We start from the raw sequence: 22,890 nt of genomic DNA on the forward strand, positions 1-22,890 counted from the left end.
GCCTCGCAATGCTGCCTGAGCCGCGGGCCACGTACTGTTCCGGTATCCAGGAGGACCCCTTGACCGAATCCGCCCCCGTCGACCCCACTTCGACCGACGCGTGGAAGCAGCTCGCCGGCATCGCCGACGGCTTCACCCCCGACCTCCGCGGCTGGTTCGACGCCGACGCCAGCCGGGCCGACCGCTACACCTTCCAGGCCGCCGATCTCACCGTCGACCTGTCGAAGGGCCTCGTGACGGAGGAGATCCTCGGCCACCTGCTGAAGCTCGCCGAAGACACCGGCGTCGCCGACCGCTACCAGGCCATGATCTCGGGTGAGCACATCAACGCCACCGAAGACCGCGCCGTGCTGCACACCGCCCTCCGCCGCCCGAAAGACGGCGCCGGCCTCGTTCCCGGGAAGGGCTTCGTCGTCGATGGCCAAGACATCGACAAAGACGTGCACGCCACCCTCGACAAGGTGTTCGCGTTCGCCGACAAGGTCCGCTCGGGCGAATGGGTCGGCGTCACCGGCAAGCGCATCGAGACGGTCGTCAACATCGGCATCGGCGGCTCCGACCTCGGTCCCGTCATGGTCTACGAGGCCCTCAAGCCCTACGTGCAGGCCGGACTCGAGGCTCGCTTCGTGTCGAACATCGACCCGACCGACGTGTATGAGAAGACCGCCGACCTCGACCCCGAGACCACGCTGTTCATCGTCGCGTCGAAGACCTTCGGCACGCTCGAGACCCTGACCAACGCCCGCCTCGCCCGCGAGTGGCTCTGGAAGAAGCTGGCCGATGCCGGCGTCCTCGCCGACAGCGATGACGCCCGCAAAGACGCCGTCGCGAAGCACTTTGTCGCCGTCTCGACCGCCCTCGACAAGGTCGCCGCGTTCGGCATCGACCCCGAGAACGCCTTCGGCTTCTGGGACTGGGTGGGAGGCCGTTACTCGGTCGACTCGGCCATCGGCACCTCCGTCGTCATCGCGATCGGCCCCGACAACTGGCGCGAGTTCCTTGCCGGCTTCCACGCCCTCGACGAGCACATGCGCACCACGCCGCTCGAGCAGAACGTGCCCGTGCTCATGGGCCTGCTCAACGTCTGGTACTCGAACTTCCTCGGCGCGCAGAGCCACGCGGTGCTTCCGTACGCGCAGTACCTCAGCCGCTTCCCGGCCTACCTGCAGCAGCTCACCATGGAGTCGAACGGCAAGAGTGTCCGTTGGGACGGCTCGCCCGTCACGACCGACACCGGCGAGGTCTTCTGGGGTGAGCCCGGCACCAATGGCCAGCACGCGTTCTACCAGCTGATCCACCAGGGCACGCGTCTGATCCCCGCCGACTTCATCGCCGTGGCCAACCCCGGCCACCCGCTGAAAGACGAGACCGGAGACGGCGCCGGAGTGGAGCCCGGCCAGGATGTGCACGAGCTCTTCATGGCGAACTTCTTCGCTCAGACGAAGGCGCTGGCATTCGGCAAGACCGCTGACGAGGTGCGCGCCGAGGGCACGGCCGAGTCGGTCGTTCCGGCCCGCGAATTCAGCGGCAACCGTCCGACCTCGTCGATCCTCGCCCCGGCACTTACCCCGAGCGTCGTCGGCCAGCTGATCGCACTGTACGAGCACATCGTGTTCGTCGAGGGCACCATCTGGGGCATCGACTCGTTCGACCAGTGGGGCGTCGAGCTCGGCAAGCAGCTCGCCCTCCAGGTGACGCCGGCCGTCGGCGGCGACGCCGAAGCCCTCGCGGCTCAAGACTCGTCGACGAAGGCGCTCATCGAGAAGTACCTCGCGCTGCGCAAGTAGTTCGCAGACGCCATCGAGGCCGGGTCGCTCCACTGGGAGCGGCCCGGCTTCGTCGTCTTTGTGCGGCGATTGCCGGATCCTGCGCGATGTGGGCCTGAACCTGCGCGGCGCCGGCCCGAACCTGCGCGGCGTACAGGCGCGGTGCCTATCGTTCACGGAGCACTACCGATAGGAGAACCTCATGGACACCATCAACGGCGCACCCGACCGACGCGACAGCGACGACCCGACCTTCGACAGCCCCCGATCGGAGGAGGCCACGGGGGAGCTGCAGAACACCGACATCACGGATTCGCCCGCCGTGGACGGCGACACCGACGTCGACGCGGTAAAGGCGCTGCCCGGCACCGGCGGCCCCGACGACGGCGGCGACATCGAAGTCGACGAGTCGGAGCTCAACCTCTCGGGCGATTCGATCCCCGGTCACCCCAAGCCCGGCGATCGCCGCGCGCACTAGCTCGCACGGCTCGTTCTCACCCCTCTGCCGAGTGGTGAGACTCCCCGAATGGCCCATCCGCACCGACGCGGATGGGCCATTTCTGGAGTCTCGCCGAAACGCGCAGGCGGCCGGAGCATACTGGGAGCAGGATCCGCGACAGGTGTCGGAGAACGACCTCCGGCAGCGCTCTCGCGGAAGAGGAGAACCACTCATGAAGGCACTTAGATACACCGCCATCGGCCAGGCTCCGGAGGTCGTCGACATTCCCGTTCCGACACCGGGCCCCGGGCAGATCCTGCTCAAGGTCACCGCGGGCGGTGTCTGCCACTCCGACGACTACGTCATGGGACTCAGCGAAGAGGAATACACCGGCGCGGGCTACCCGTTGCCGATGACTCTCGGTCACGAGGGCGCGGGCGTCGTTCACGAGCTCGGCGAGGGCGTCGAAACCGTCAAGGTCGGCGACGCGGTCGCCGTGTACGGCCCCTGGGGTTGCGGCTACTGCCACAACTGCTCACAGGGTCACGAGAACTACTGCACCAACGCCGCCGCACTCGGCATCACGCCTCCGGGGCTCGGAACAGACGGCTCGATGGCCGAGTACATGCTCGTCGACGATGCCCGTCACCTCGTACCGCTCGGTGACCTCGACCCGATCAAGAACGTCTCGCTCACCGACGCCGGTCTGACGCCGTACCACGCAATCAAGCGGAGCCTGCCGAAGCTCGGCGCCGGCACATTCGCCGTGGTGATCGGAACCGGCGGTCTCGGTCACGTGGGCATCCAGATCCTGAAGGCGCTGTCCGGGGCGACCGTCATCGCGCTCGACGTCAGCGACGAGAAGCTCGAGCTGGCCAAGCACGTCGGTGCCGACGTCACACTGATCAGCGACGCCTCTGCGGTCGAGAAGATCCGCGAGATCACCGGCGGTCTCGGTGCGAACGCGGTGTTCGACTTCGTCGGCGCAAAGCCCACCATCCCGTTGGCTGTGTCGGTCGCGGGGATCGACTCCGACGTCACGATCGTCGGCATCGGAGGCGGCGACGTGAACTTCGGCTTCGGCACCATCGCCTACGACGCCGCCGTGCGGGTGCCTTACTGGGGGTCGCGGAGCGAGCTCATCGAGGTGCTCGATCTAGCGCGCGCCGGCAAGATCGACGTCGAGGTGCAGGAGTACTCCCTCGACGACGGCGCTCGTGCTTACGCCGACCTGGCTGCGAGCACGATTCGCGGCCGGGCTGTGATCGTCCCGTAGCCGGTTCGCCCCCGACTGGCGGCGAGACTCCAGTAGTTGCGGGTGCCGGGCGCCCGCATCAGCAACTACTGGAGTCTCGCCGTCGAGCCTGACGGGGCGGAAGGGCAGCCCCGTGCCGGCAGCAACCCGGCAGCCCACTCACCGTCGTGCGAAGAGCGCCAGCGTCGGGGCGTGACGAGCAACGCCGGCAGCGACGATGTCGGGGTTCGCGGCGTACCACTCGAGGTGCTCCCGGCGAACGAGATCGGCAGAGACGTCAGCACCGTCGACGACCCAGTGGTCTCGAGGCGCGTCGGGCAGCCCGAACGCCTCGACGACGACGGGCAGGCGCGGCGCGTGCACGCGGTTCAGGAGCGGCCGCCCAGGATCCGCGACCCGCTCAGACAGCCCGAGCCGCGCGCGCACCCGGCCCGCGAGGGCCTCGAACACGGCGTTGCCGGGGTGGTTGATGGTCCGCATGAGGTCGAACGACGAGGGGTTTGCGAAGAGGTCCGAGACGGTGATCGTGTCGTGCGCCTCCTCGCGCCGCGTGAGCTCCGCGATCGACTGGGCGGCGACCGCGCGGACGACCGCAACAGACGGGGGCGCGACGGGTGCCCCGGCCGCCTCGGCGAGCAGCAGCAGGTCGTGGTACTCCACGAGTGGCGGCACGAGAGACGCGTCACTCGGCGGGCGGACGATCGCGTGGGTCGGGTACAGCCCGGCGAAGCGGATCACCGGCACGGTCACCGTGCGGCCATGAGGCATGCGCGCTGTGAGCTGACGCACGCCGAGGGGGAGGCCGTGGTAGTCGTCGCGAACGGGCTGACTGATCAGGAACGAGGCGCGGGCGACCCACCGATCGAGGTGCGGGAGGTCGGATGCGGTGAGCTCGTGCACGGCGGGCATGCGAATCGTGGTGAGGTCGGGGCCGGAGAGCAGGATCCTGGTCGATTCCGCCTGGCAGTTACCGACCACCAGGGCGACCGGGCCCGTGTCTTCCGGCTCGTCGAGGCCGTAGAAGTGTGAGTAGTGGAGGGTGCGCGGATCAGTCACCCTCCCCATCTTCCTCGCCGCAGACGGCCCGAGTGCGATTTGCGACACCCGTGGGGAATTTCCGAGCGGTGGCCGGTTGTTGGCAGGGGAGGCGCAGGTGCGCCTCCGCCCGTCACGGGGAGTAACCGTGACTGGACACCCCGAGCGAGAAACGGAACGATCGACCAGTGCCCGACACCCTCGATACCGCAGCAGCCACCGCCGAGAGCGGACGAGACTCCTGGCGCGAAGGTCGCCTCGCCGGTGTGACGTCGCCGCAGGGCAACCTGGCGCTCATCGAGACCCGCTGGCTCAGCGAGGGCACCGAGATCACCGACGCCGAGGCTCTCGACGGTCAGCCGAGCACGGTCACCGTCACCAGGCTCACGCGAGCCGACCTCGACACCGGACGCCCCGAGCACGGCATCCGTCTCTGGGATTCCGCGTCGCCCGCGATCGAGCACTTCGACACGATCTCGCTCTTCCCGTTCGACCCCGACTGGGTGATCGAAGCCGAGTTCACGCCGGTATCGGGCGACCGAGTCGTCCCTTTCGAGCACATCCGTGACAACGGCTCGTCGCGCGACCTCGTCGTACCCGGCGACATCACGTTCCGCCGTGACGGCGTCGACTACCGGCTGAGCGCCTTCGACGACGGCGGCGTGTTGCTGCTCGTGTTCGGTGACGCCACGAACGGCAGCTCCGACTCGTCGATCTCGACCTACGGGTCAGGCCGCTTCCTGTTCGTGCAGCGCCCGTCGGGCGACGCCGGATTCGCCGACGCCGGCCCGGTCGTGCTCGACTTCAACCAGGCCTTCGTGCCGCCGTGCGGTTTCTCGGAGCAGTACAACTGCCCGCTGCCGCCGAAGCAGAACCGGTTCGCCAGGCCCGTGCTGGCCGGTGAGCGCGACCTCGTGCTGCGCGACGGCTTCGACATCCACCAGCACTGACACCCTCACCAGCACGCACCCCGGCACAGCCCACAGTCCTCACCCCCACCACAGCCCCACCCAGGAGTCCCTCCCGTGAAGAAGAAACTCGGTCTCGCGACCGGCATCGCGCTCGTCTCGGCCTTGGCGCTGGCCGCGTGCTCCGGCACGTCGAGCTCGTCGACCAAGCCCGCCGACGCCACCATCAACATCGGCTCGGTCTACGAGCCGCAGAACCTCGACAACACCGCCGGCGGTGGCCAGGGAGTCACCGAGGCGCTGAACGGCAACGTCTATGAGGGCCTGTTCCGCCTCACCGACACCGGCAAGGTCGAGAACCTCCTCGCGAAGAGCTTCAAGAAGTCGGCTGATGGCCTCACCTACACGTTCGACCTGCAGTCGGGGGTGACCTTCCACTCGGGGGCGAAGCTGACCAGCGCCGACGTGAAGTACAGCATCGAGAAGGTGCTGGCCGATGACTCGCAGTCGGCCCGCAAGTCGAGCCTCGCGCCGATCTCGAGCGTGTCGACCCCCGACGACTCGACCGTCGTCGTCAAGCTCTCCAGCCGCTCCATCTCGCTCCCGTACAACTTGAGCTACGTGTGGATCATCGACAGCGCGGCGAAGAACCTGAAGACCAGCGAAGACGGCACCGGCCCGTACCAGCTCGACTCCTGGAAGCGCGGCTCCACCCTCAGCCTCACGAAGTACAAGGGCTACTGGGGCACCGCGGCGAAGAACGCCGGAGTCGTGTTCCACTACTACTCCGACGCGACCGCGCTCAACAACGCGCTGCTGACGAACGCTGTCGACGTCGTCACCAGCGAGCAGAGCCCCGATGCTCTCGCCCAGTTCACGGGCAACTCGTCGTACAAGGTGACCGACGGCAAGTCGACCACCAAGCTGCTGCTCGCCTTCAACGACAAGGTGGCGCCGTTCAACAAGGTCGGCGTGCGCAAGGCCGTCACCTCGGCGATCGACAACAAGCAGCTTTTGAACTCGATCTGGGGTGACTACGGCACCCTCATCGGCTCGATGGTGCCGCCGACCGACCCCTGGTACGAAGACCTCACCGGCGTGAACCCCTACGACGTCACCCTCGCCAAGAAGGAGCTCGCCGCGGCCGGCTACGCCGACGGATTCACCTTCACGCTCGACACCCCGAACTACGACCCGCACCCCGCCGCGGCGCAGATCATCAAGAGCGACCTGGCGAAGGTCGGGATCACCGTGAAGATCAACATCATCACGCCTGACACCTGGTACTCGAAGGTGTACCAGAAGCACGACTTCCAGGCGACGATGCAGGAGCACGTCAACGACCGCGACGTCGTCTTCTACGGCAACCCCGACTTCTACTGGGGCTACGACAACAAGCAGGTGACCGGCTGGGTCGACCAGGCCGAGCAGGCCTCGACGACCGACGAGCAGACCGCTCTGCTGAAGAAGGTCAACACGCAGATCGCCGACGACGCCGCCTCCGACTGGCTCTACCTCTACCCGCAGATCGTCGTCGCCTCGTCGAAGCTGTCGGGCTACCCGGTCAACGGGCTGAACTCGCAGTTCTACGCCTACGACATCGTGAAGAAGTAGGCTTTCCCGCTCGATGGTCTCGTATCTCATCCGACGCTTCGCGTTCCTCGTCGTCACCCTGGTGCTGGCGTCGATCGTGCTGTTCGTGCTGCTCCGGCTGCTGCCGGGCGACCCGGCGAACGCGTTGCTGTCGGTCGGGGCGACCAAGGAGCAGATCGCGTCGGCCCGGGCCGACGTCGGCGCCGACCTGCCGGTGATCGAGCAGTTCGTTCGCTGGTTCTCGCAGCTCGCCCGCTTCGATCTCGGCACGTCGTACATCTCGGGGCTCCCGGTGGGCCCCGAGATCGCCCAGCGTCTCGTCGTCACGGTGCCGCTGACACTCCTGGCCTTCGTGCTCGCGGTGATCATCGCCGTCCCGGTCGGGTTCGTCGCGGCGTACAAGTCGCACCGCTGGTACGGCGTCGCGCTGTCGGCGGTGTCGCAGCTCGGAATCGCCGTGCCGGTCTTTTGGATCGGCGTGCTCCTGGTGACCTTCTTCGCACTTCGCCTGCAGCTCCTGCCCGCCGGCGGATTTCCGCAAGACGACTGGCAGGATCCTGCCGCAGCACTTCGCTCCCTGGCCCTTCCGGTCATCACCGTCGCGATCGTCATGGCGGCCTCGGTGACCCGGTATGTGCGGAGCGCCGTGCTCGACGTGCTCGGCAGCGACTACCTCCGGTCGTCGAGAGCTCTCGGCGCCTCCTTCGCCGAGGCGATGTGGCGGCACGGCCTCCGTAACGCGTCGGTGCCGGTCATCTCGATCCTCGGCATCGAGCTGGCGACGACGTTCCTCGGCGCGGTCGTCGTCGAGAGCGTGTTCGCTCTGCCGGGGCTCGGCAGCATGCTCCTGACGTCGATCGCGCAGCACGACTACCCCGACATCCAGGGTGTGCTGTTCGTCAGCACGTTCGCCGTCTTGATCGTCGGGTTCCTCGCCGACACCGCCCAGCGACTCGTCGACCCGCGACTACGTGCCAGCGTGAGTGGTAACCGCGGCGGTGGCAGCGGCGGTAGCGGTCGCCGTCGCGGTATTGGCCCGGCGAGCACAGCCGTGCCGGTCGCCGCCCTGCCGGGTACCACCGACCCCGGGGTGGTGCGCTCGTGAGGCGCCGGTCGATCACCCTCGCGATCGGTGCGGTTCTCGTCGGCATCATCCTCGCCACCGCGGTCGTCTCGTTCTTCTGGCTGCCGTACCCGCCGTCCGACATCGGCGGCGGTCGTCTCGCACCTCCGTCGGCCGCCCATCTGGCCGGCACCGACAAACTCGGGCGCGACCTGCTGACGCAGCTGATGATCGGCGCCCGCATCGCCCTGCAGGTCGGCGCCGGATCGGTCGCGATCGGCGGCGTGCTCGGCATCGCCCTGGGCCTTGCCACAGCGTTCGCCCAGCGCTGGCTCGACGACGGCCTGTCGGCGGTGCTCGACGTGCTGATCGCCTTTCCGACACTGCTCGTCGCCATGCTCGTGGTCGCCGCGAGTGGAGCGTCGCTCGGTTCGGCCATTCTCGCGATCGGCCTCGCGATGAGCGCGGTCGTGGCACGACTGACGAGGATCCTGGCCAAACGCGTGCTCTCCCTCGACTACATCACGGCCGCCCGAGTGTCGGGCACCCGCTGGCCCGGCCTGATCCGCCAGCACGTTCTGCCGAACATCTGGCCGACGGTCGTGGTGAACCTCGCCCTGCAGTTCGGTCTCGCCGTGCTCGCGGAGGCCAGCCTGTCGTACCTCGGCCTCGGTAGCCCGCCGCCCAATGCGTCGTGGGGGAGCATCCTGCAGGAGGCGCAGGGCACCGTTCTCGTCGCTCCGATCGGAGCGGTGGCACCGGGCGTCCTGCTCGTCGTGCTCGTGATCGGTGTGAATCTCGTGGCCGATGGGTTGCGCGACGTCGGAGACCCGACTCGGAGGGGGCGCGCGTGAGCGCTACAGCTGTGTCAACGACGGCCGCGACGGATCCTTCGGGTCTGGTCGTGACCGACCTGACCATCCGCGGGGCGTCCGGTGTCGCGCTCGTCGACGAACTGTCGTTCGCGATCGCTCCGGGCAGGCGACTCGGCATCATCGGCGAGTCGGGCAGTGGCAAGTCGCTCACCGCGCTGGCCGTGCTCGGCCTGCTGCCCGAGGCCCTCGTCGGCACCGGGTCGGTGAGGCTGTCGGGCAATGAGGTGATCGGCACGGCCGAACGCGCTCTCGTGCCGCTGCGGGGGAGCGAGGTCGCGATCGTGTTCCAGGAGCCGCTGACGTCGCTCGACCCGCTGATGCGGGTCGGACGCCAGCTCGCCGAGCCGGTGCGACGGACTGCCGCACGAAGCGGCCAGAAGCTGAGCCGGGCAGAAGTGCTCGACCGCGTACGCGAGGCGCTCGTGGAGATGAGTCTCCCGGATCCTGATCGGATCGCATCGGCGTACCCCCACGAGATCTCGGGCGGTCAGCGCCAGCGGGTGGCCATCGCCCTCGCTCTCGCCTCCCGACCGAAGCTGCTGATCGCCGACGAGCCCACCACGGCGCTCGACGTCAGCGTCCAGGCGGAGATCCTCGCCCTGCTGGATCGCGTCGTCGCCGATCGGGGCATGGCGCTGCTGTTCATCAGCCACGACCTCGCCGTCGTCTCGCGGGTCGCCGACGACGTCGTGGTGCTGCGGGAAGGCCGGGTGGTCGACCGCGGCTCCCTCGCTGTGTTGATCGATGCCCCCGGTTCCGACTACACGGCCGAGCTCGTCGCCGGCGCCCGCGTGCTCGACGACGCCCTCGATGCGCCCGGGAGGCCGTCATGACCGCCCCTCTCGTGCAGGCGACCGATCTCGGCTTCTCGTACCGGGGTGCCGCGCCTGCCCTCGCCGACGTCAGCTTCTCGGTGGAGGCCGGTCGCAACCTCGGCATCGTCGGAGAATCGGGTGCGGGCAAGACCACGCTGTTGCGATTGCTGCTCGGGCTGACCCGGCCGACGACGGGCACGCTGTCGACGAACGGCGTCCCGTTCGATGCGGGCGATCGCGCAGCCCTTCGATCGCACCGCACGTTCGCGCAGGCCGTCTTTCAGGATCCGTATTCGTCGCTCGACCCCCGTCAGAACGTCGGGCGAATCGTCTCCGAGCCCCTGCGGTCGCTGAAGTTGGAGTCGCGGGCATCCGGCGTCCGGGAGCGCGTCGCCGCGGCTCTGACGTCGGTCGGGCTTCCCGCCGATGCCGCGACTCGCTTTCCCCACGAGTTCTCGGGGGGTCAGCGCCAGCGCATCGCGATCGCCCGCGCCATCGTGGCGCGGCCCCGCCTCCTCATCGCCGACGAGCCGGTCAGCGCCCTCGACCTGTCGACGCGCGTGCGTATCGTCGACCTGCTGTCGTCGCTGTCCGCCGACGGGCTGACTGTCGTCGTCGTCTCGCACGACCTCGGCACGGTGGCGGCGCTCTGCGAAGAGACGCTCGTGCTAGAGAGCGGCCGGGTGGTCGAGCAGGGTCCGACGGCGTCGCTGCTGGCTGCGCCCGCGCACCCGTACACGCAGAAGCTGCTGGCTGCCGTGCCGCGCCTGCCCAAGCGCTGACCCGCCCGCCGCCCACGCTCCCTCTCTGCCTCCACCACGAAACGGCGAGACTCCAGTCGATGCGGGGCGACAACCGTCGCACCCGCACCTCCTGGAGTCTCGCCGTTGGGGGAGAAACCCCTAGATCACTTCGCCGCAGTGACCGTGAGCTTCACCGACGTGGTCGTCGCCTTTCCGGCCGAGTTGGTGAACACGGCCCGGAACAGGCGGCCGTTCGACACCGACGTCGGCTTGACGGAGTACGTCTTCGATGTGGCGCCCGCGATGGCCGCCCACGTCTTGCCGCCGTTGGTGCTCCGCTGCCACACGACGGTCGGGGTCGGTGACCCGGAGGCCGCCGCCGACATCGTCGCCGTGGCACCCGACTTCACCTTGACCGACGCCGCCGGCTGCTTGGTGATGACGGGCTTGGTCGCCGGAGCGGCCGCCACCGTCACCTTCTTCACCGCGCTGACGTTGCCCGCGACATCGGTGGCCCGGTAGCTGACCGCACCCGAGACCGTTGCCGTGCCGGAGTACGTCTTCCAGGTCTTCCCGTCCAGCGAGTACTGGATCGAGGCGACACCGGAGAGCGCATCCGTGGCGGCGAGCGTGAGCTTGCCCTTCGCGGCGCTGGTGACCGAGGTGGTCGGAGCCGTCGTGTCGATCTTGATCGTGGCCTTGGCCAGCTTCGAGATCGAGCTGTCGGTTCCGACGGCGAGGGCATGGATCGCGTGCTCGCCCTCGTCGGTGACGGTGATCGGCTTCGTGTAAGGAAGCAGTTCGCCGTCGTCGACCGACACGTAGAGCTGTGCGTCGTCGTCGGTGGAGGTCACCGTGACCGCCACCGCCTTCGAGTACCAACCCTTCGCGTTCGGAGCCGTGGTGGCGCCGATCGCGACCGAGGGGCCCGTGCCGGTCTGGTTCGAGAGAACCGCGCCGCGTGTCGCCGTGAGGTAGTTCGTCAGGTTGTCGAACTGGCCGGTGTACGGAACGACTTTGACGCCCGAGACGCCCTGCGCTGCCGCGAGCTGCTCGAAGCCTGCCGTCTGCATCGCGGTGGACAGCACCCGGCTGGCGCTGCGCTGGAGGTCTCCCAGACGCAGGTTGTAGCCGGTGGCCGGGTAGTCGCCCTTGACGGTGACCGTGTACGAGACGACGGCCGAAGCGGCGTCGGACGGATCCTGGTGCAGGACGTCCGTGACGGTGATGCCGGCCTTCTGGGCCGCCGTCAGAGCCGTGCCCGAGAGCAGCGACTGCACGTCGGCGTACGCGGCCTGCACCGAGGCGTAGGGCGCGTTGGCCTGGAACGTCTCGTTGTTGATCGCGTCGCGGGTCGTCGTGCCCGACACCGGCACCTTCGTGAGGTCGGTGCTGCCGTTGACAGTCGTCGGGATCGACTGCGTGCCCGTGGCCGACGGAACGAGGCCGCCGAACTGCCACGAGTACGAGGTGCGGGTCGGGGTGACCGTCTTGGTGTAGGCGGGGAGACCCGAAACGTCGATCGTCGGCGTGATCTTCTTGAGGGCGTTGAGGATCTCGTTCGGGTTTCCGCCGGGCTCGATCAGGTCGTTTCCGGCGTACATGACACCCGTCGCTCCGGTGCGGGGGCCTGCGCCCCAGTCGGTCATGACGAGCCCTTTGAAGCCCCATTCACCGCGGAGCACGTCGGTGTCGAGGTCGTAGTCGCCCGATGCGTAGCTGCCGTTGATCTTGTTGTACGAGGTCATGAGCGCCATCGGCTGCGCACTCTTGACCGCGATCTCGAAGCCGCGCAGGTAGATCTCGCGGCTGGCCCTCTCACCGATGACGTCGTTGCTCGTCGTGCGGGCGCTCTCTTGGTTGTTGCCGTAGAAGTGCTTGATCGTGACGCCCTCGCCGGGAACGCTCTGCACGCCCTCCGTCATGGCCGCCGCGGTCAGGCCGCTCAGCAGCGGGTCCTCGGAGTAGTACTCGAAGTTGCGGCCGTTCAGCGGGTCGCGGTGGATGTTCATGCCGGGGGCGAGCCAAAGCGAGACGCCGTACTCCGACATCTCCTGTCCGACCGCGTTGCCGACCTGGGCGACGAGCTCGGGATCCCAGGTCTGGGCGAGGAGCGTGCCGATCGGCCACGCCGTGCCGAACTGGTAGGTCGCCGGAGTGGACGAGATCTTCTGTGTGATCCGCAGGCCTGCGGGGCCGTCGGCGAGTGTCAAGCCGGGGAGGCCGAGGTTCTCGTACTTCGCGGTGGTGTAGCCCGCTGCTCCGACGGCCGTGGCCGTCGTTCCGGCGGCGCTGGCACCTTCGACGATGTTCGCCAGCTGCGTGGCGCTGAGACCGGCGACGAACTGCTCCATCGTGATCTTGCCCGACTTGACGTCGTACAGGGTTCCGGCGGGGTCGACGGTGACCGCTTCGGTCGTCTCACCGGTCTTTGCCGCATACGGTGCGCCGGTGCCCTCCCAATCGGTCGTCGCCCTGTTGAGGTAGGCGGTGACCGACGAGATGGTGTCTTTGTCGATCGCGTAGTACGGCGAGTCGGTTCCGACCGGGACGTCCTGTTCGAACTCCGACGCATTGTTCACGGTGGTGAACGACGACGAAGCGACATTGACGACGGGGGCGTCGGCGAGCTGCGCCTTCTCCTCCGGGTAGGTGTAGAAGTCGGCCGGGTCACTGGTGAGCTCCGAGGTCGGCTTCTGATCGTTCAGCTCGTTGGCGAGCTGCTCGGTGGTGACCGTGGAGTCGAGCCGGATCTTCGCTGCGACGCGCGTGTTCCGCGACGAGTCGCCGACGCGGATCGCGTAGTCGCCGGCTTCGAGCGTGTAGGCAGCCTTCGACTCGTCGTAGGAGGCCATGTCGGTGGTGTTGTACCGAATGGTCACCGTCTGCGAGGCGCCGGGCGCGAGAGAATCGGTCTTCGCGTAGCCGGAGAGCTGCTGGTAGGGCTTGTCGAGCCCCGTCTGCGGTGCCGAGAAGTACGTCTGCACGACGTCCTTGCCCGAGTAGGTCGTGCCGACGTTGGTCACCTTGGCCTTGACGGTGACCGAGGTGGGCGTGGCGGCGACCGACTTCGGCTCGACCTGGAACTGCGTGTACGACAGCCCGTAGCCGAAGGGATACTCGACGACGCTCGCCGGATCGGTGGCGTCGACCTTCTTGTACTGCGAGTCGAAGTAGCGATAGCCGACGTAGATGCCCTCGCTGTACTGCTCCTCGGCGGTGTTGCCGTCGTTGCCGGCGAACGTCGCCGACGCGGGGTAGTACGAGTACTTCGAGGCCCAGCTGTCGGTGAGCTTTCCCGACGGGGTGACCGTTCCGTTCAGCACCTCGGTGAGCGCGGTGCCGGATTCCTGGCCGGCCTGGCTCATCAGCAGCATCGAGTCGAGCGGCTTGCCGCCGTCGGGGTCGTTTGCGGCTTTGTTGATGTCGTCGAAGAACGCCGTGTCGACGATGCCGCCGACGTTGAGCACGACGACGACCTTCTTGTAGGTCTGCCCGATGAGCTGGAGGTCGTCCTTCTCGGTGTCGGTCAGCTGGTAGTCGCCGGCCCCCTTCGAGCGGTCCGAGCCCTCGCCCGAGTTGCGCGACACGACGAATAGCGCGGTGTCGGTCGGTGCGGTCGGCTGAACCGAGGTGCGGGTGAGACGCTGCTCGACCGACGAATAGTCGATCGACGGGCCGAAGCCGCCGGCGTTGGCGGTTCCGTACTTCGTATCGAACGCCGACTTCATGGCGTCGTAGTAGGCCGGGCTGGTCGTGACCTGGTACCCGGCGTTCTCCAGCCCCTGACGCACCGAGATCTGGTAGCGGTTGTTGACGTTGCCCGATCCCGTCCCGCCCTTGACGGTGGCGTAGCTTCCGACACCGAACGCGGCAACCGTGCCGGTCTTGGCCATCGGCAGCGCCTGGTCGTTGTTCTGCAGAAGCACCATGCCCTGCGTGGCGGCCTTCTCGCTGAGTGCGGCGTTGGCCTTCTCGAGCGGCCCCTGGTTCGGGTTGGTGGTCGCCGCAGAAGCGAAATTCGCTCCGGCGATGACGAGGGCTCCCGAGATGCCGAGAGCGATGGCGGCTTTGCAGGCGGCCCGGATGGGCCTCCGTTCGGCCTGATGCGGCGCGCTCTCCTGAGGCACAGAACTTTCGTGATGCATTGAGTTGTCCTCTCTGACAACAGTCGTCGCGTCTCGGAACAGCCGCGCAACACCCCTGTGTGCGTGCCTCTCGGCGTCCTTGCCGCGTGATCTGACGAGTCCGCCTGTGACGGAACACTCAGGACGCTATGCGCGAGGCTCTCGGCCTGTCAACGAACAAACTCAAGAATAATTCACGTTTTTTGATCGATGAGCGAACAAAACCGTTCGTGGCATTTTGGCTCTAGAGTTCTGCCATGTCCGGCCAGGGTGAGCACGTCTCCGTCCGCGATCGCACGCGCGACGATCTGCTCGGCCTCATCCGCTCGTCGGGAGGCACGACCAGGCCCGAACTGGTGGCGGTGACGAAGATGTCGCGCAGCACCGTCAATCAGGCCGTGGGGCGTCTTCTCGACGAGGGTCGGGTCTACGAGACCGTGCAGCGAGAGAAGGGCCCAGGATCCGGCAGCGGCCGCCCCGCCACCCGTCTCGTGGCCACCACCTCGTCCTCGCCGGTCGCCGGCATCGACTTCGGCCACAATCACGTGCGCGTCGCCGTCGCCGATGAGCGTGGCGTGCTCCTCGGTCAGGCGTCGCGCGAGATCGACGTCGACCTCCGCGCCTTCGAGGCCCTCGACCTGGCCGCCGAGATGCTCGCCGGCATCGTGCGTGACTCCGGTCTCGAGGCCGTCGGGTCGGTCGTGGCTGGCATTCCCGGGCCCCTCGACGCCCGCACCGGCCGGGTCAGATCACCCACGATCCTGTCGAGCTGGGTCGAGCTGGCACCTCGCGACGAACTGCAGAGACGCCTCGGCGTGCCGGTCCGGGTCGAGAACGACGCCGTGCTCGGCGCCTACGGTGAGCTCCGTCGCGGCGCGGGCCGCGGCCACGCGAACTTCCTCTACGTGAAGGCCTCGCACGGGATTGGCGCCGGTCTCGTGATCGGCGGGCAGCCCTACACGGGCGCGACCGGCATCGCCGGCGAGATCGGGCACATCAACCTCCCCGGCCGAATCGAGTCGTGTCGCTGCGGAAACCGCGGCTGTCTGGAGGCGGTCATCTCCGTCGAGTCGCTCCGCGACCAGATCGCGCTGACGCATCCCGCGTGGGAGAGGAGCAGCATCGATCTGAGCGCCGAGGCGGACGAGGTGACCACTCGGATCCTGAACGAGTCGGGTCGTACCCTCGGTCGCGTGCTCGCTCAGCTGTGCGATCTGCTCAACCCCGACGCGCTCATCGTCGGCGGGGAGCTCGGGGCGCTCGGCGCACCGCTGCTCGAAGGGGTCCGATCGTCGATCAGCCGGTACTCGCAGCCCGCCATCGCCGCCGCGATCACCGTGTCGGCTGCCGAGCTGGGGGAGCGGGCCGAGCTCGAGGGTGCCCTCGAGCTGGCGTCGGCGTGGATGCCTGTCGATCGCTGAGGTGGTGCCCTCAGCCCACGAGATGGGCTGAACGGGTGGGCGTTTCGACTAGAACTGCGTGATTCGGTAGGCGGAAGGCACCTATCGGCTGCGTCGACGGCTCCACCGCACGACGTCAGTGCCGACGAGCACGACGACGGCACCGATGCCGAGGCCGACGAGAAGCGGCGCCGGAAGATGCAGCACCTGCGTGGCGATGAAGATGGCAATCCAGGTCACGACGAGTGTCGCGATCGACGTCAGAGCTCGCCGGGTCGAGCCGAAGGGGCCCGGGTCGGGAATCGCGTCTTGCGAGCGCACCGGTTTCATCGGCTGAATCGGGCTCTGCTCATCCATGCCCTGAGCATCTCACAGCTACTGCGAGACTCCTCGTTTGGCCCATCGGGGCGGACTGCATGGGCCATTTGTGGAGTCTCGCGGGCGGGCCTGCGGGCGGGGCTGCGAGCAAGGGGCGCGCCAGGCACGAGCGGCGTGTGAGCAGCGTGGGCAGTTGCGCACCGGGCAGACTGCACGACCGGGCGGAAAAGTGATAACGTCGCCCTGTCCTATTGTTAGAACAAAGGAGTTCCGATGTCGACCAGCACACGAGAGCAGGGGTCCGGATCGGCCGGCGATGCCGCCGCGGCGCTTCCGCCCCTGACGAAGGGGCCGCACAGCAAGCGTCTCGGGCGAGTGGCGCTCATCGCCACCTTCGGCGGACTCCTCTTCGGGTACGACACCGCCGTCATCAACGGAGCCCTGTCTCCGATGGTGCGCGAACTCGGGCTCACCACCCTCACCGAGGGTGTCGTCACGAGCTCTCTGCTCTTCGGCGCTGCCCTCGGCGCGATCACCGGGGGTCGGCTCTCCGATGCGTGGGGTCGGCGCAAGTCGATCATCCTCATGTCGGTGCTGTTCTTCATCGGCGCTATGGTCTGTGTTCTCGCCCCGACGTTCGGCGTCATGGTCGTGGGCCGCGTGATCCTCGGCCTCGCCGTCGGTGCTGCTTCGACGGTCGTGCCGGTGTTCCTCGCCGAACTCGCGCCCTTCGAGATCCGCGGGTCGCTCGCGGGTCGCAACGAGTTCATGATCGTGTTCGGTCAGCTCCTCGCCTTCATCATCAACGCGATCATCGGCAACGTCTGGGGCGAGGGCAACGGCGTCTGGCGCATCATGCTGTCGATCGAGGCGCTCCCCGCCATCGCCCTCTTCATCGGAATGATGCGGATGCCGGAGTCGCCGCGCTGGCTCGTCAGCAAGGGTCGCGACGACGAGGCGCTGCAGGTGCTCTCGACTCTGCGCACGAAAGAGCGCGCCAAGGCAGAGCTCGGCGAGGTCGAGTCCATGACGTCGGAGGAGGCGAGCCGCAAGTCGCTGCCGATCGCCGAGATCCTGCGCAATAAATGGTTCGTCCGCATCATCCTCGTCGGCATCGGCCTGGGTGTCGCCCAGCAGCTCACCGGCATCAACGCGGTCGTCTACTACGGCCAGACGGTGCTGAAAGAGGCGGGGTTCTCGGCCAACGCCGCTCTCATCGCCAACGTCGCCCCGGGCATCGTCGCCGTCCTCGGTGCGATCATCGCCCTCCGCATCATGGATCACTTCTCCCGGCGTCGCACCTTCCTGCTTGGCTTCTCTCTCGTCGCCGTCTGCCACCTGCTCATCGGCCTCGGCTCGGTCGTGCTGCCCGCCGGCAACCCCGCCAGGCCGTGGGTGTTGCTCGTGCTCATCGTGGCCTTCGTCGGTTCGATGCAGACGTTCCTCAACGTCGCGACGTGGGTGACCCTCTCCGAGATCTTCCCCCTCAAGATGCGCGGTTTCGGCATCGGCGTCTCGGTCTTCTGCCTCTGGATCGCCAACGCGTTCGTCGGCCTGTACTTTCCGACGGTTATCGCGGGGCTCGGCATCACGAACACGTTCTTCGCGTTCGGCGTGATCAACCTGGTGTCGCTGTTCTTCGTCTGGCGCGCTGTTCCCGAGACCCAGGGTCGCACTCTCGAGAAGCTCGAAGAAGATGTGTCGACCGGCGCGATCTACGTGCAGAACGTCACTCGTAGTTAGCTCTAGGCCGGGTGGTGAGACCTCAAAATCGACGACTTCAGCGCGATCAGAAGCGTCGATTTTGAGGTTTCGCGGCGCGCCCGCGCGCAAGCGGGCGCGCGCGGGCGCGAGCGCGCGGGCGCGAGCGCGGCTAGCGCGCGAGCGTCGCTGAGGGCGACTCGCCGAAGCGAGCCGCATAGCCGGCCGCGAAGCGCCCCGCGTGCGTGAAGCCCCATCGATCGGCGATGGCCGAGACCGTGACCTCGCCCGGAGCCAGGTTGAGCAGGTCGACCCGAGCTCGGTCGTAGCGAATGCCGCGCAGGTAGTCGGTGGGCGAGATGTCGAGCTGGTTCTTGAAGGCCGCCTGGAGCCCGCGGAGGCTGAGCCCGGCGTGCTGCGCGACCGTGGTCGGCGTGATCGTCTGGTCGGCGTGCGAGTGCATGAACTCGACGGCCTCGCGGAGCCGCCCGTTGCGCGGTGCGAGCAGCGCCTCGGGAAGCTGCGGGCCGGTGTGGCTGAAGGTGCGCAGCAGCGAGACCGCGGCGCGACGATTGGCCTCGGAGCGGGCAAGCGCGGATGCCTCCCCGCGGAGGATCGTCTTGGCGACCTCGCCGACCGTGTCGCGCCACGCCTGGAGGGACGACGCCGACGGTACGGCGGTGTGGTGGAAAGTCAGGGCGCCGGGCAGGGTGCCCTCTTCTTCGGCGGCGACCCGCTCGAGGAACCCGGCGTTGAAGTGGATGAGGCTCTGTTTGTAGGTCGACATCTCGAAGTCGAACTGCTTACCGGTCGGGAACATCATCGGCCGACCGCGCACGAAGGCGGTTTGCTCGGCCGAGGCATCGACGATTCCTCGACCCTCGGTCAGCCAGGCGACGACGTACTCGTTTTCGGGCTGGATGGCCCCGCGGATCTCGCCGAGGAACATGGACGATCGCAGAGTCATCTCGTCGTCGCCGGTGACCGTGTAGCGGTAGGCGAAGTCGGCCTCGGTCAACCCGGTCGAGAACCCTCGACCGTTGTAGTCGTCTTCGTACATGGCTCGCGCCTGATCGAGATCACGACCACCCACCTCGGTGCGGATGGGGTTGTTCTTCTCGGGCGACACAGGCCGAATTGTTGCAGAAATCCGCACCAGACCAGTTCGTCTTGCGTCGAGCGGCCTGATCAGGATCCGGCCACACGTACCTCGACCGAAGCGCTACGCGGCCCTCTTGTCGGCGAGCACTTTGCCGAGCGCGACCTCGAGCACCGGTGCGAGCGTCGTCGGCAGGCGAGCAGCCCAGACGGACTTGCCGACAAGGGTCAGGTGGACGGCGGTGGGCTCGCGCTCAAGAGTCCACGACTCGATGGTCTGGACATCAACCGACGCTGTGGCGACAGGCACCTCGGGGCCCTCGATGACGATGTGACCGAGGTAGACGAAGAGGGCGTTGTGCTCGCCCTGCACCGAGGCGGAGCACTCGAAGAGGAGGTCGGGCTCGAGTGGCTCGAAGAAGTCACCGAAATCGGTGAAGGCGGGATCGAAGCGGTCGATGGTGGCCGAACCCTTCATCGTCGCGGGGGAGGCACCGTGCTTCCCGTGCACAACACCTAACCAGCCTCCTCTGGCTCGTGCAAGGAGGTTGCGACGACGCTATCCGATCAGCGCACTCCGGGGAACGATCTCGCCGCGGCGGCCGAACCGCACGTCGCGCGTGAGTCGGCCGGCACGCAGCAGGCCGAAGTCGCGCAGGTAGTTCTGGTGCAGACGCCACGGTGATCGCGCGCCCTGCTGAGGCAGCAGGCCGACGCCTCGCAGCACGTAGCCGGCCTGGAGGTCGATGAGCGGCGCGACGTCGCCGTCCGCGACGTCGGTCGGGGCGACGGGGATGACCCAGGCGATGCCCGACCGATCCATCTTCGCCAGCAGGCGGCAGACGTAGGAGGCGACGAGGTCGGCCTTCAACGTCCACGAGGCATTCGTGTAGCCGATGGTGAGGGCGAAGTTCGGCACCCCGGCGAGCATCATGCCCTTGTAGGTGAGGGCCTTGGAGACATCGACGGGGGAGCCGTCGACGGAGAGCGTCATGCCGCCCATCACGAGGAGGTTGAGGCCGGTGGCGGTGACGATGACGTCGGCGTCGAGTCGCGCTCCGGAAGCCAGGTCGATTCCGGTGGGCGTGATCCTCGTGATCCGGTCGGTGACGATGTCGGCCTCGCCCGCGCTGATCGACCGGTAGAGGTCGCCGTTCGGGATCGCGCAGAGGCGCTGATCCCAGGGTTCGTAGGTGGGGGTGAGGTGCGTGTCGACGGCGAAGCCCTGGGGGAGCTTCTCGGTGGCCGACTTGCGCAGCATCGCCTTCAGGGCCTCGGGTCGGCGGCGGGCGAGCTGGTACGTGAGCATCGACGACACGATGTTCTTGGCCCGGACGATGCCGTAGGCGAGCCGGTCGGGCACGCGCCCGCGAAGCCGGTCGGCGAGGTGGTCACGCGACGGCACTGCGGCGATGTAGGTGGGGGAGCGCTGCAGCATCGTCACGTGCTCGGCGCGGCCCGCCATCGACGGCACGAGCGTCACGGCCGTGGCGCCGCTGCCGACGATCACGACGCGCTTGCCGTCGTAGTCGAGGTCGGTGGGCCAGTGCTGGGGGTGCACGAGGCGGCCCTCGAACGATTCCGAGCCGGTAATCTCGGGGGTGAAGCCCTCGTCGTAGCGGTAGTAGCCCGAGCAGACCGACAGGAACCCGCAGGTGAAAGTGACCGTCTCGGATCCTGCGGTGTCACCGCCTTCGACGTACTCGCTGTCACCGGTGCGGATCGCCGTGATGGTCCACAGCGCCGTCTCGCTCGACCAGGAGGCGTCGACGACGCGGTGACCGAGAAGGATCCGCGACCGAAGCCCCTCGTCGTCGACCGTGCCCTCGATGTAGTCGCGAATCGACCCCCCGTCGGCGATGGCCTTGGCGCCCTTCCAGGGGCGGAACGAGTAGCCGAGCGTGTACATGTCGGAGTCGGAGCGGACGCCGGGGTAGCGGAAGAGATCCCAGGTGCCGCCGACCGCCCCGCGCGACTCGAGGATCGCGAAGGTCTTGCCGGGCAGTTCGCGCTTGAGGCGGGCCGCGGCTCCGATGCCGCTGAGGCCTGCTCCGACGATGATCACATCCACGTGTTCGCTCATGCAGGCAACTTTATCGACACCGTGTTGAGTTTGTCGACACCGTGTCGAGAAAGGTCGCTACAGTGGACGAATGGTGCAGCGCGGACGACGGACGACCCGGGTCTCGGGAGACGAGCGACAGGAGGCGATCCTGGTCGCGGCCGAGAGCCTGCTCACAACCAAGCCGCTCGACGAGATCTCGATCGAAGAGCTCGCCACCGGTGCCGGCATCTCGCGCCCCACGTTCTACTTTTACTTCTCGTCGAAAGACGACGTGCTACTGGCCCTCCTCGACCGCGTCATCGGCGAGGTCGAGCGCCGGGTCGGGGCCCTGCCCCGTGATTTCGCGGCGGCTCCGGCCGATGCCTGGCGTGAGTCGATCGGCGTGTTCGTCGAGGTCTTCTCGGCCCACCGTGCGGTCTCGGCCGCAGCGGTCGCCGCGCGCCTCCGCAACCCCGAGGTGCACGCGCTGTGGTCAAAGGCCATGGCGTCGTGGGTCGACTACTCGACCGAGGTCATCGTCGCCGAGCGGGCTCGTGGCGCTGCCCCGACCGGCCCCCTGGACCTCGACGCCCGCGAGCTCGCGATCGCCCTGAACCTGATGAACGAGCGTGCGCTCACCGCCTCTTTCAACGGCGACTCTCCTGCCATCGACCCCGGCGGGATCCTCGACGTCCTCGCCGCCGTCTGGCTGCGAGCCATCTACGTCACCGACACCCCCTCCTGAAAGGAACCCCCCATGTCCGATTCCCCCATCGCCCCGATCCAGCGCGTCACCGTGCTCGGCAGCGGCGTTCTCGGCTCGCAGATCGCATTCCAGGCGGCCTTCCACGGCTTCGACGTGACCGCCTACGACGTGAGCGACGATGCCGTCGCCGCGGCCGGCCCGCGGTTCGAGCAGCTCGTCGGCGTCTACGAGCACGACCGGGTCAAAGGATCCGAGAACGGCGGAGCACGCGCGGCTCTCGACCGCATCCTGCTCACCGCCGACCTCGGCGACGCGGTCAAAGAGGCCGACCTCGTGATCGAGGCCGTCCCCGAGAGTCTCGACATCAAGCGCGATCTCTACGAGAAGCTCGCCGGGGTGGCTCCCGAGCACACGATCTTCGCGACGAACTCGTCGACGCTTCTGCCGAGCGACCTCAAGTCGTTCACCGGTCGGCCGACGCGCTTTCTCGCACTGCACTACGCGAACCACGTCTGGCAGCAGAACACCGCCGAGGTGATGGGCACCACCGACACCGACCCTGCCGTCTACGAGGCGGTCGTCGACTTCGCCCGGCGCAGTGGTCTCGAACCCATCGAGATCAAGAAGGAGAAGGCGGGCTACGTGCTCAACTCTCTGCTGGTGCCGCTGCTGAACGCGGCCGCCGGGTTGCTGCTCGAGGGTGTCGCGGATCCTGCGACCGTCGACAAGACCTGGCGGATCGGCACCGGGGCGCCCCTCGGCCCGTTCCAGATCTTCGACGTGATCGGCCTGACCACGGCGTACAACGTGTCGGTCGCCTCGCCCGACGAGGGCTCGCAGTACTTCGCCGCCTACCTCAAAGAGAACTACATCGACAAGGGCAAGCTCGGTACCGCGACCGGTGAGGGCTTCTACGTCTACTAGCGGGTCGTGACTCTCCGCGATCTGCTGATGCCGACCCCCAGGCACCAGCAGATCGTGGACGATCACCCGGCTGGGTTACG

At 67.7% G+C, this 22,890-nt stretch carries 19 protein-coding genes; 13 read left to right on the forward strand and 6 right to left on the reverse strand.

The annotated features are described in order from the left end of the window. Positions 1 to 59: 59 nt before the first annotated feature. The 3 genes from pgi (at position 60) to EDF39_RS15200 (ending at position 3,481) form a co-directional block, all read left to right on the forward strand. Complete coding sequence (gene pgi / locus EDF39_RS15190; protein ID WP_370275196.1) at positions 60 to 1,787, forward strand: glucose-6-phosphate isomerase; 1,728 nt, start codon at positions 60 to 62, stop codon at positions 1,785 to 1,787. Between the two features lie 181 nt (positions 1,788 to 1,968). After that, positions 1,969 to 2,244: a hypothetical protein gene (locus tag EDF39_RS15195; RefSeq protein ID WP_123944418.1), complete on the forward strand. Its 276-nt coding sequence runs from the start codon at positions 1,969 to 1,971 to the stop codon at positions 2,242 to 2,244. A 193-nt stretch (positions 2,245 to 2,437) separates the two neighbouring features. Further along, positions 2,438 to 3,481 carry an NAD(P)-dependent alcohol dehydrogenase gene (locus tag EDF39_RS15200; RefSeq protein ID WP_123944420.1) on the forward strand — a complete coding sequence of 348 codons (1,044 nt, stop codon included), beginning with the start codon at positions 2,438 to 2,440 and terminating at the stop codon, positions 3,479 to 3,481. Between the two features lie 138 nt (positions 3,482 to 3,619). Here the strand turns inward: EDF39_RS15200 and EDF39_RS15205 are convergent, their stop codons facing one another. Beyond that, on the reverse strand, positions 3,620 to 4,525 hold the full coding sequence (locus tag EDF39_RS15205) for a WcbI family polysaccharide biosynthesis putative acetyltransferase (RefSeq protein ID WP_370275197.1): 906 nt from the start codon (positions 4,523 to 4,525) through the stop codon (positions 3,620 to 3,622). Between the two features lie 158 nt (positions 4,526 to 4,683). On the opposite strand from EDF39_RS15205, the gene EDF39_RS15210 reads away from it, so the two are divergent. The 6 genes from EDF39_RS15210 to EDF39_RS15235 all read left to right on the forward strand — a co-directional run bounded on the left by EDF39_RS15210 (position 4,684) and on the right by EDF39_RS15235 (position 10,531). Next, complete coding sequence (locus tag EDF39_RS15210; protein ID WP_123944424.1) at positions 4,684 to 5,445, forward strand: DUF1684 domain-containing protein; 762 nt, start codon at positions 4,684 to 4,686, stop codon at positions 5,443 to 5,445. Positions 5,446 to 5,520: 75 nt separating this feature from the next. Further along, positions 5,521 to 7,017, forward strand: a complete 1,497-nt coding sequence (locus tag EDF39_RS15215; protein WP_123944426.1) for an ABC transporter substrate-binding protein — start codon at positions 5,521 to 5,523, stop codon at positions 7,015 to 7,017. Between the two features lie 13 nt (positions 7,018 to 7,030). Further along, positions 7,031 to 8,101, forward strand: a complete 1,071-nt coding sequence (locus EDF39_RS15220) for an ABC transporter permease (RefSeq protein WP_123944428.1) — start codon at positions 7,031 to 7,033, stop codon at positions 8,099 to 8,101. Further along, positions 8,098 to 8,913 carry an ABC transporter permease gene (locus EDF39_RS15225; protein WP_123944433.1) on the forward strand — a complete coding sequence of 272 codons (816 nt, stop codon included), beginning with the start codon at positions 8,098 to 8,100 and terminating at the stop codon, positions 8,911 to 8,913. Before EDF39_RS15220 ends, EDF39_RS15225 begins: the two co-directional genes overlap by 4 nt. Then, complete coding sequence (locus EDF39_RS15230; RefSeq protein WP_233573160.1) at positions 8,910 to 9,767, forward strand: ABC transporter ATP-binding protein; 858 nt, start codon at positions 8,910 to 8,912, stop codon at positions 9,765 to 9,767. The genes EDF39_RS15225 and EDF39_RS15230 overlap by 4 nt, the downstream gene beginning before the upstream one ends. Next, positions 9,764 to 10,531 carry an ABC transporter ATP-binding protein gene (locus tag EDF39_RS15235; RefSeq protein WP_123944435.1) on the forward strand — a complete coding sequence of 256 codons (768 nt, stop codon included), beginning with the start codon at positions 9,764 to 9,766 and terminating at the stop codon, positions 10,529 to 10,531. Before EDF39_RS15230 ends, EDF39_RS15235 begins: the two co-directional genes overlap by 4 nt. 125 nt (positions 10,532 to 10,656) lie before the next feature. Here the strand turns inward: EDF39_RS15235 and EDF39_RS15240 are convergent, their stop codons facing one another. After that, positions 10,657 to 14,622: a glycoside hydrolase family 3 N-terminal domain-containing protein gene (locus EDF39_RS15240; protein WP_158613248.1), complete on the reverse strand. Its 3,966-nt coding sequence runs from the start codon at positions 14,620 to 14,622 to the stop codon at positions 10,657 to 10,659. A gap of 254 nt (positions 14,623 to 14,876) precedes the next feature. On the opposite strand from EDF39_RS15240, the gene EDF39_RS15245 reads away from it, so the two are divergent. After that, positions 14,877 to 16,040: an ROK family transcriptional regulator gene (locus tag EDF39_RS15245; RefSeq protein WP_123944439.1), complete on the forward strand. Its 1,164-nt coding sequence runs from the start codon at positions 14,877 to 14,879 to the stop codon at positions 16,038 to 16,040. A gap of 81 nt (positions 16,041 to 16,121) precedes the next feature. Here EDF39_RS15245 and EDF39_RS15250 read toward each other — a convergent pair whose 3' ends face one another. Then, on the reverse strand, positions 16,122 to 16,376 hold the full coding sequence (locus EDF39_RS15250; RefSeq protein ID WP_123944441.1) for a hypothetical protein: 255 nt from the start codon (positions 16,374 to 16,376) through the stop codon (positions 16,122 to 16,124). 234 nt (positions 16,377 to 16,610) lie between these two features. Between EDF39_RS15250 and EDF39_RS15255 the strand changes: the two genes are divergently transcribed. After that, positions 16,611 to 18,080 (forward strand): sugar porter family MFS transporter, encoded by a 1,470-nt coding sequence (locus EDF39_RS15255; protein WP_123944443.1) that lies wholly within the window; start codon positions 16,611 to 16,613, stop codon positions 18,078 to 18,080. 130 nt (positions 18,081 to 18,210) lie between these two features. On the opposite strand, the gene EDF39_RS15260 is transcribed toward EDF39_RS15255, so the two are convergent. The 3 genes from EDF39_RS15260 to EDF39_RS15270 form a co-directional block, all read right to left on the reverse strand. Then, on the reverse strand, positions 18,211 to 19,167 hold the full coding sequence (locus EDF39_RS15260) for an AraC family transcriptional regulator (RefSeq protein ID WP_123944445.1): 957 nt from the start codon (positions 19,165 to 19,167) through the stop codon (positions 18,211 to 18,213). A gap of 93 nt (positions 19,168 to 19,260) precedes the next feature. Beyond that, positions 19,261 to 19,647 (reverse strand): hypothetical protein, encoded by a 387-nt coding sequence (locus tag EDF39_RS15265; protein ID WP_123944447.1) that lies wholly within the window; start codon positions 19,645 to 19,647, stop codon positions 19,261 to 19,263. A gap of 48 nt (positions 19,648 to 19,695) precedes the next feature. Next, positions 19,696 to 21,219 carry an NAD(P)/FAD-dependent oxidoreductase gene (locus EDF39_RS15270; protein WP_123944449.1) on the reverse strand — a complete coding sequence of 508 codons (1,524 nt, stop codon included), beginning with the start codon at positions 21,217 to 21,219 and terminating at the stop codon, positions 19,696 to 19,698. A gap of 70 nt (positions 21,220 to 21,289) precedes the next feature. Between EDF39_RS15270 and EDF39_RS15275 the strand changes: the two genes are divergently transcribed. After that, on the forward strand, positions 21,290 to 21,925 hold the full coding sequence (locus tag EDF39_RS15275; RefSeq protein ID WP_123944451.1) for a TetR/AcrR family transcriptional regulator: 636 nt from the start codon (positions 21,290 to 21,292) through the stop codon (positions 21,923 to 21,925). 12 nt (positions 21,926 to 21,937) lie between these two features. After that, the gene (locus EDF39_RS15280) at positions 21,938 to 22,810 is read left to right on the forward strand and encodes a 3-hydroxyacyl-CoA dehydrogenase (RefSeq protein ID WP_123944453.1); all 873 of its coding nucleotides are present in this window, start codon (positions 21,938 to 21,940) and stop codon (positions 22,808 to 22,810) included. Positions 22,811 to 22,890: the final 80 nt, after the last annotated feature.

The sequence above is a fragment of the Frondihabitans sp. PhB161 genome, from assembly GCF_003814635.1.
Classification (GTDB): Bacteria; Actinomycetota; Actinomycetes; order Actinomycetales; family Microbacteriaceae; genus Frondihabitans.

Bases quoted from the DNA above. Each gene is read 5' to 3' on its own strand.
- EDF39_RS15195 (WP_123944418.1), top strand. From the start codon at position 1,969: ATGGACACCATCAACGGCGCACCCGACCGACGCGACAGCGACGACCCG.
- EDF39_RS15200 (WP_123944420.1), top strand. From the start codon at position 2,438: ATGAAGGCACTTAGATACACCGCCATCGGCCAGGCTCCGGAGGTCGTC.
- EDF39_RS15205 (WP_370275197.1), bottom strand. From the start codon at position 4,525: ATGGGGAGGGTGACTGATCCGCGCACCCTCCACTACTCACACTTCTAC.
- EDF39_RS15220 (WP_123944428.1), top strand. From the start codon at position 7,031: ATGGTCTCGTATCTCATCCGACGCTTCGCGTTCCTCGTCGTCACCCTG.
- EDF39_RS15235 (WP_123944435.1), top strand. From the start codon at position 9,764: ATGACCGCCCCTCTCGTGCAGGCGACCGATCTCGGCTTCTCGTACCGG.
- EDF39_RS15245 (WP_123944439.1), top strand. From the start codon at position 14,877: ATGTCCGGCCAGGGTGAGCACGTCTCCGTCCGCGATCGCACGCGCGAC.
- EDF39_RS15250 (WP_123944441.1), bottom strand. From the start codon at position 16,376: ATGGATGAGCAGAGCCCGATTCAGCCGATGAAACCGGTGCGCTCGCAA.
- EDF39_RS15255 (WP_123944443.1), top strand. From the start codon at position 16,611: ATGTCGACCAGCACACGAGAGCAGGGGTCCGGATCGGCCGGCGATGCC.
- EDF39_RS15270 (WP_123944449.1), bottom strand. From the start codon at position 21,219: ATGAGCGAACACGTGGATGTGATCATCGTCGGAGCAGGCCTCAGCGGC.
- EDF39_RS15275 (WP_123944451.1), top strand. From the start codon at position 21,290: ATGGTGCAGCGCGGACGACGGACGACCCGGGTCTCGGGAGACGAGCGA.
- EDF39_RS15280 (WP_123944453.1), top strand. From the start codon at position 21,938: ATGTCCGATTCCCCCATCGCCCCGATCCAGCGCGTCACCGTGCTCGGC.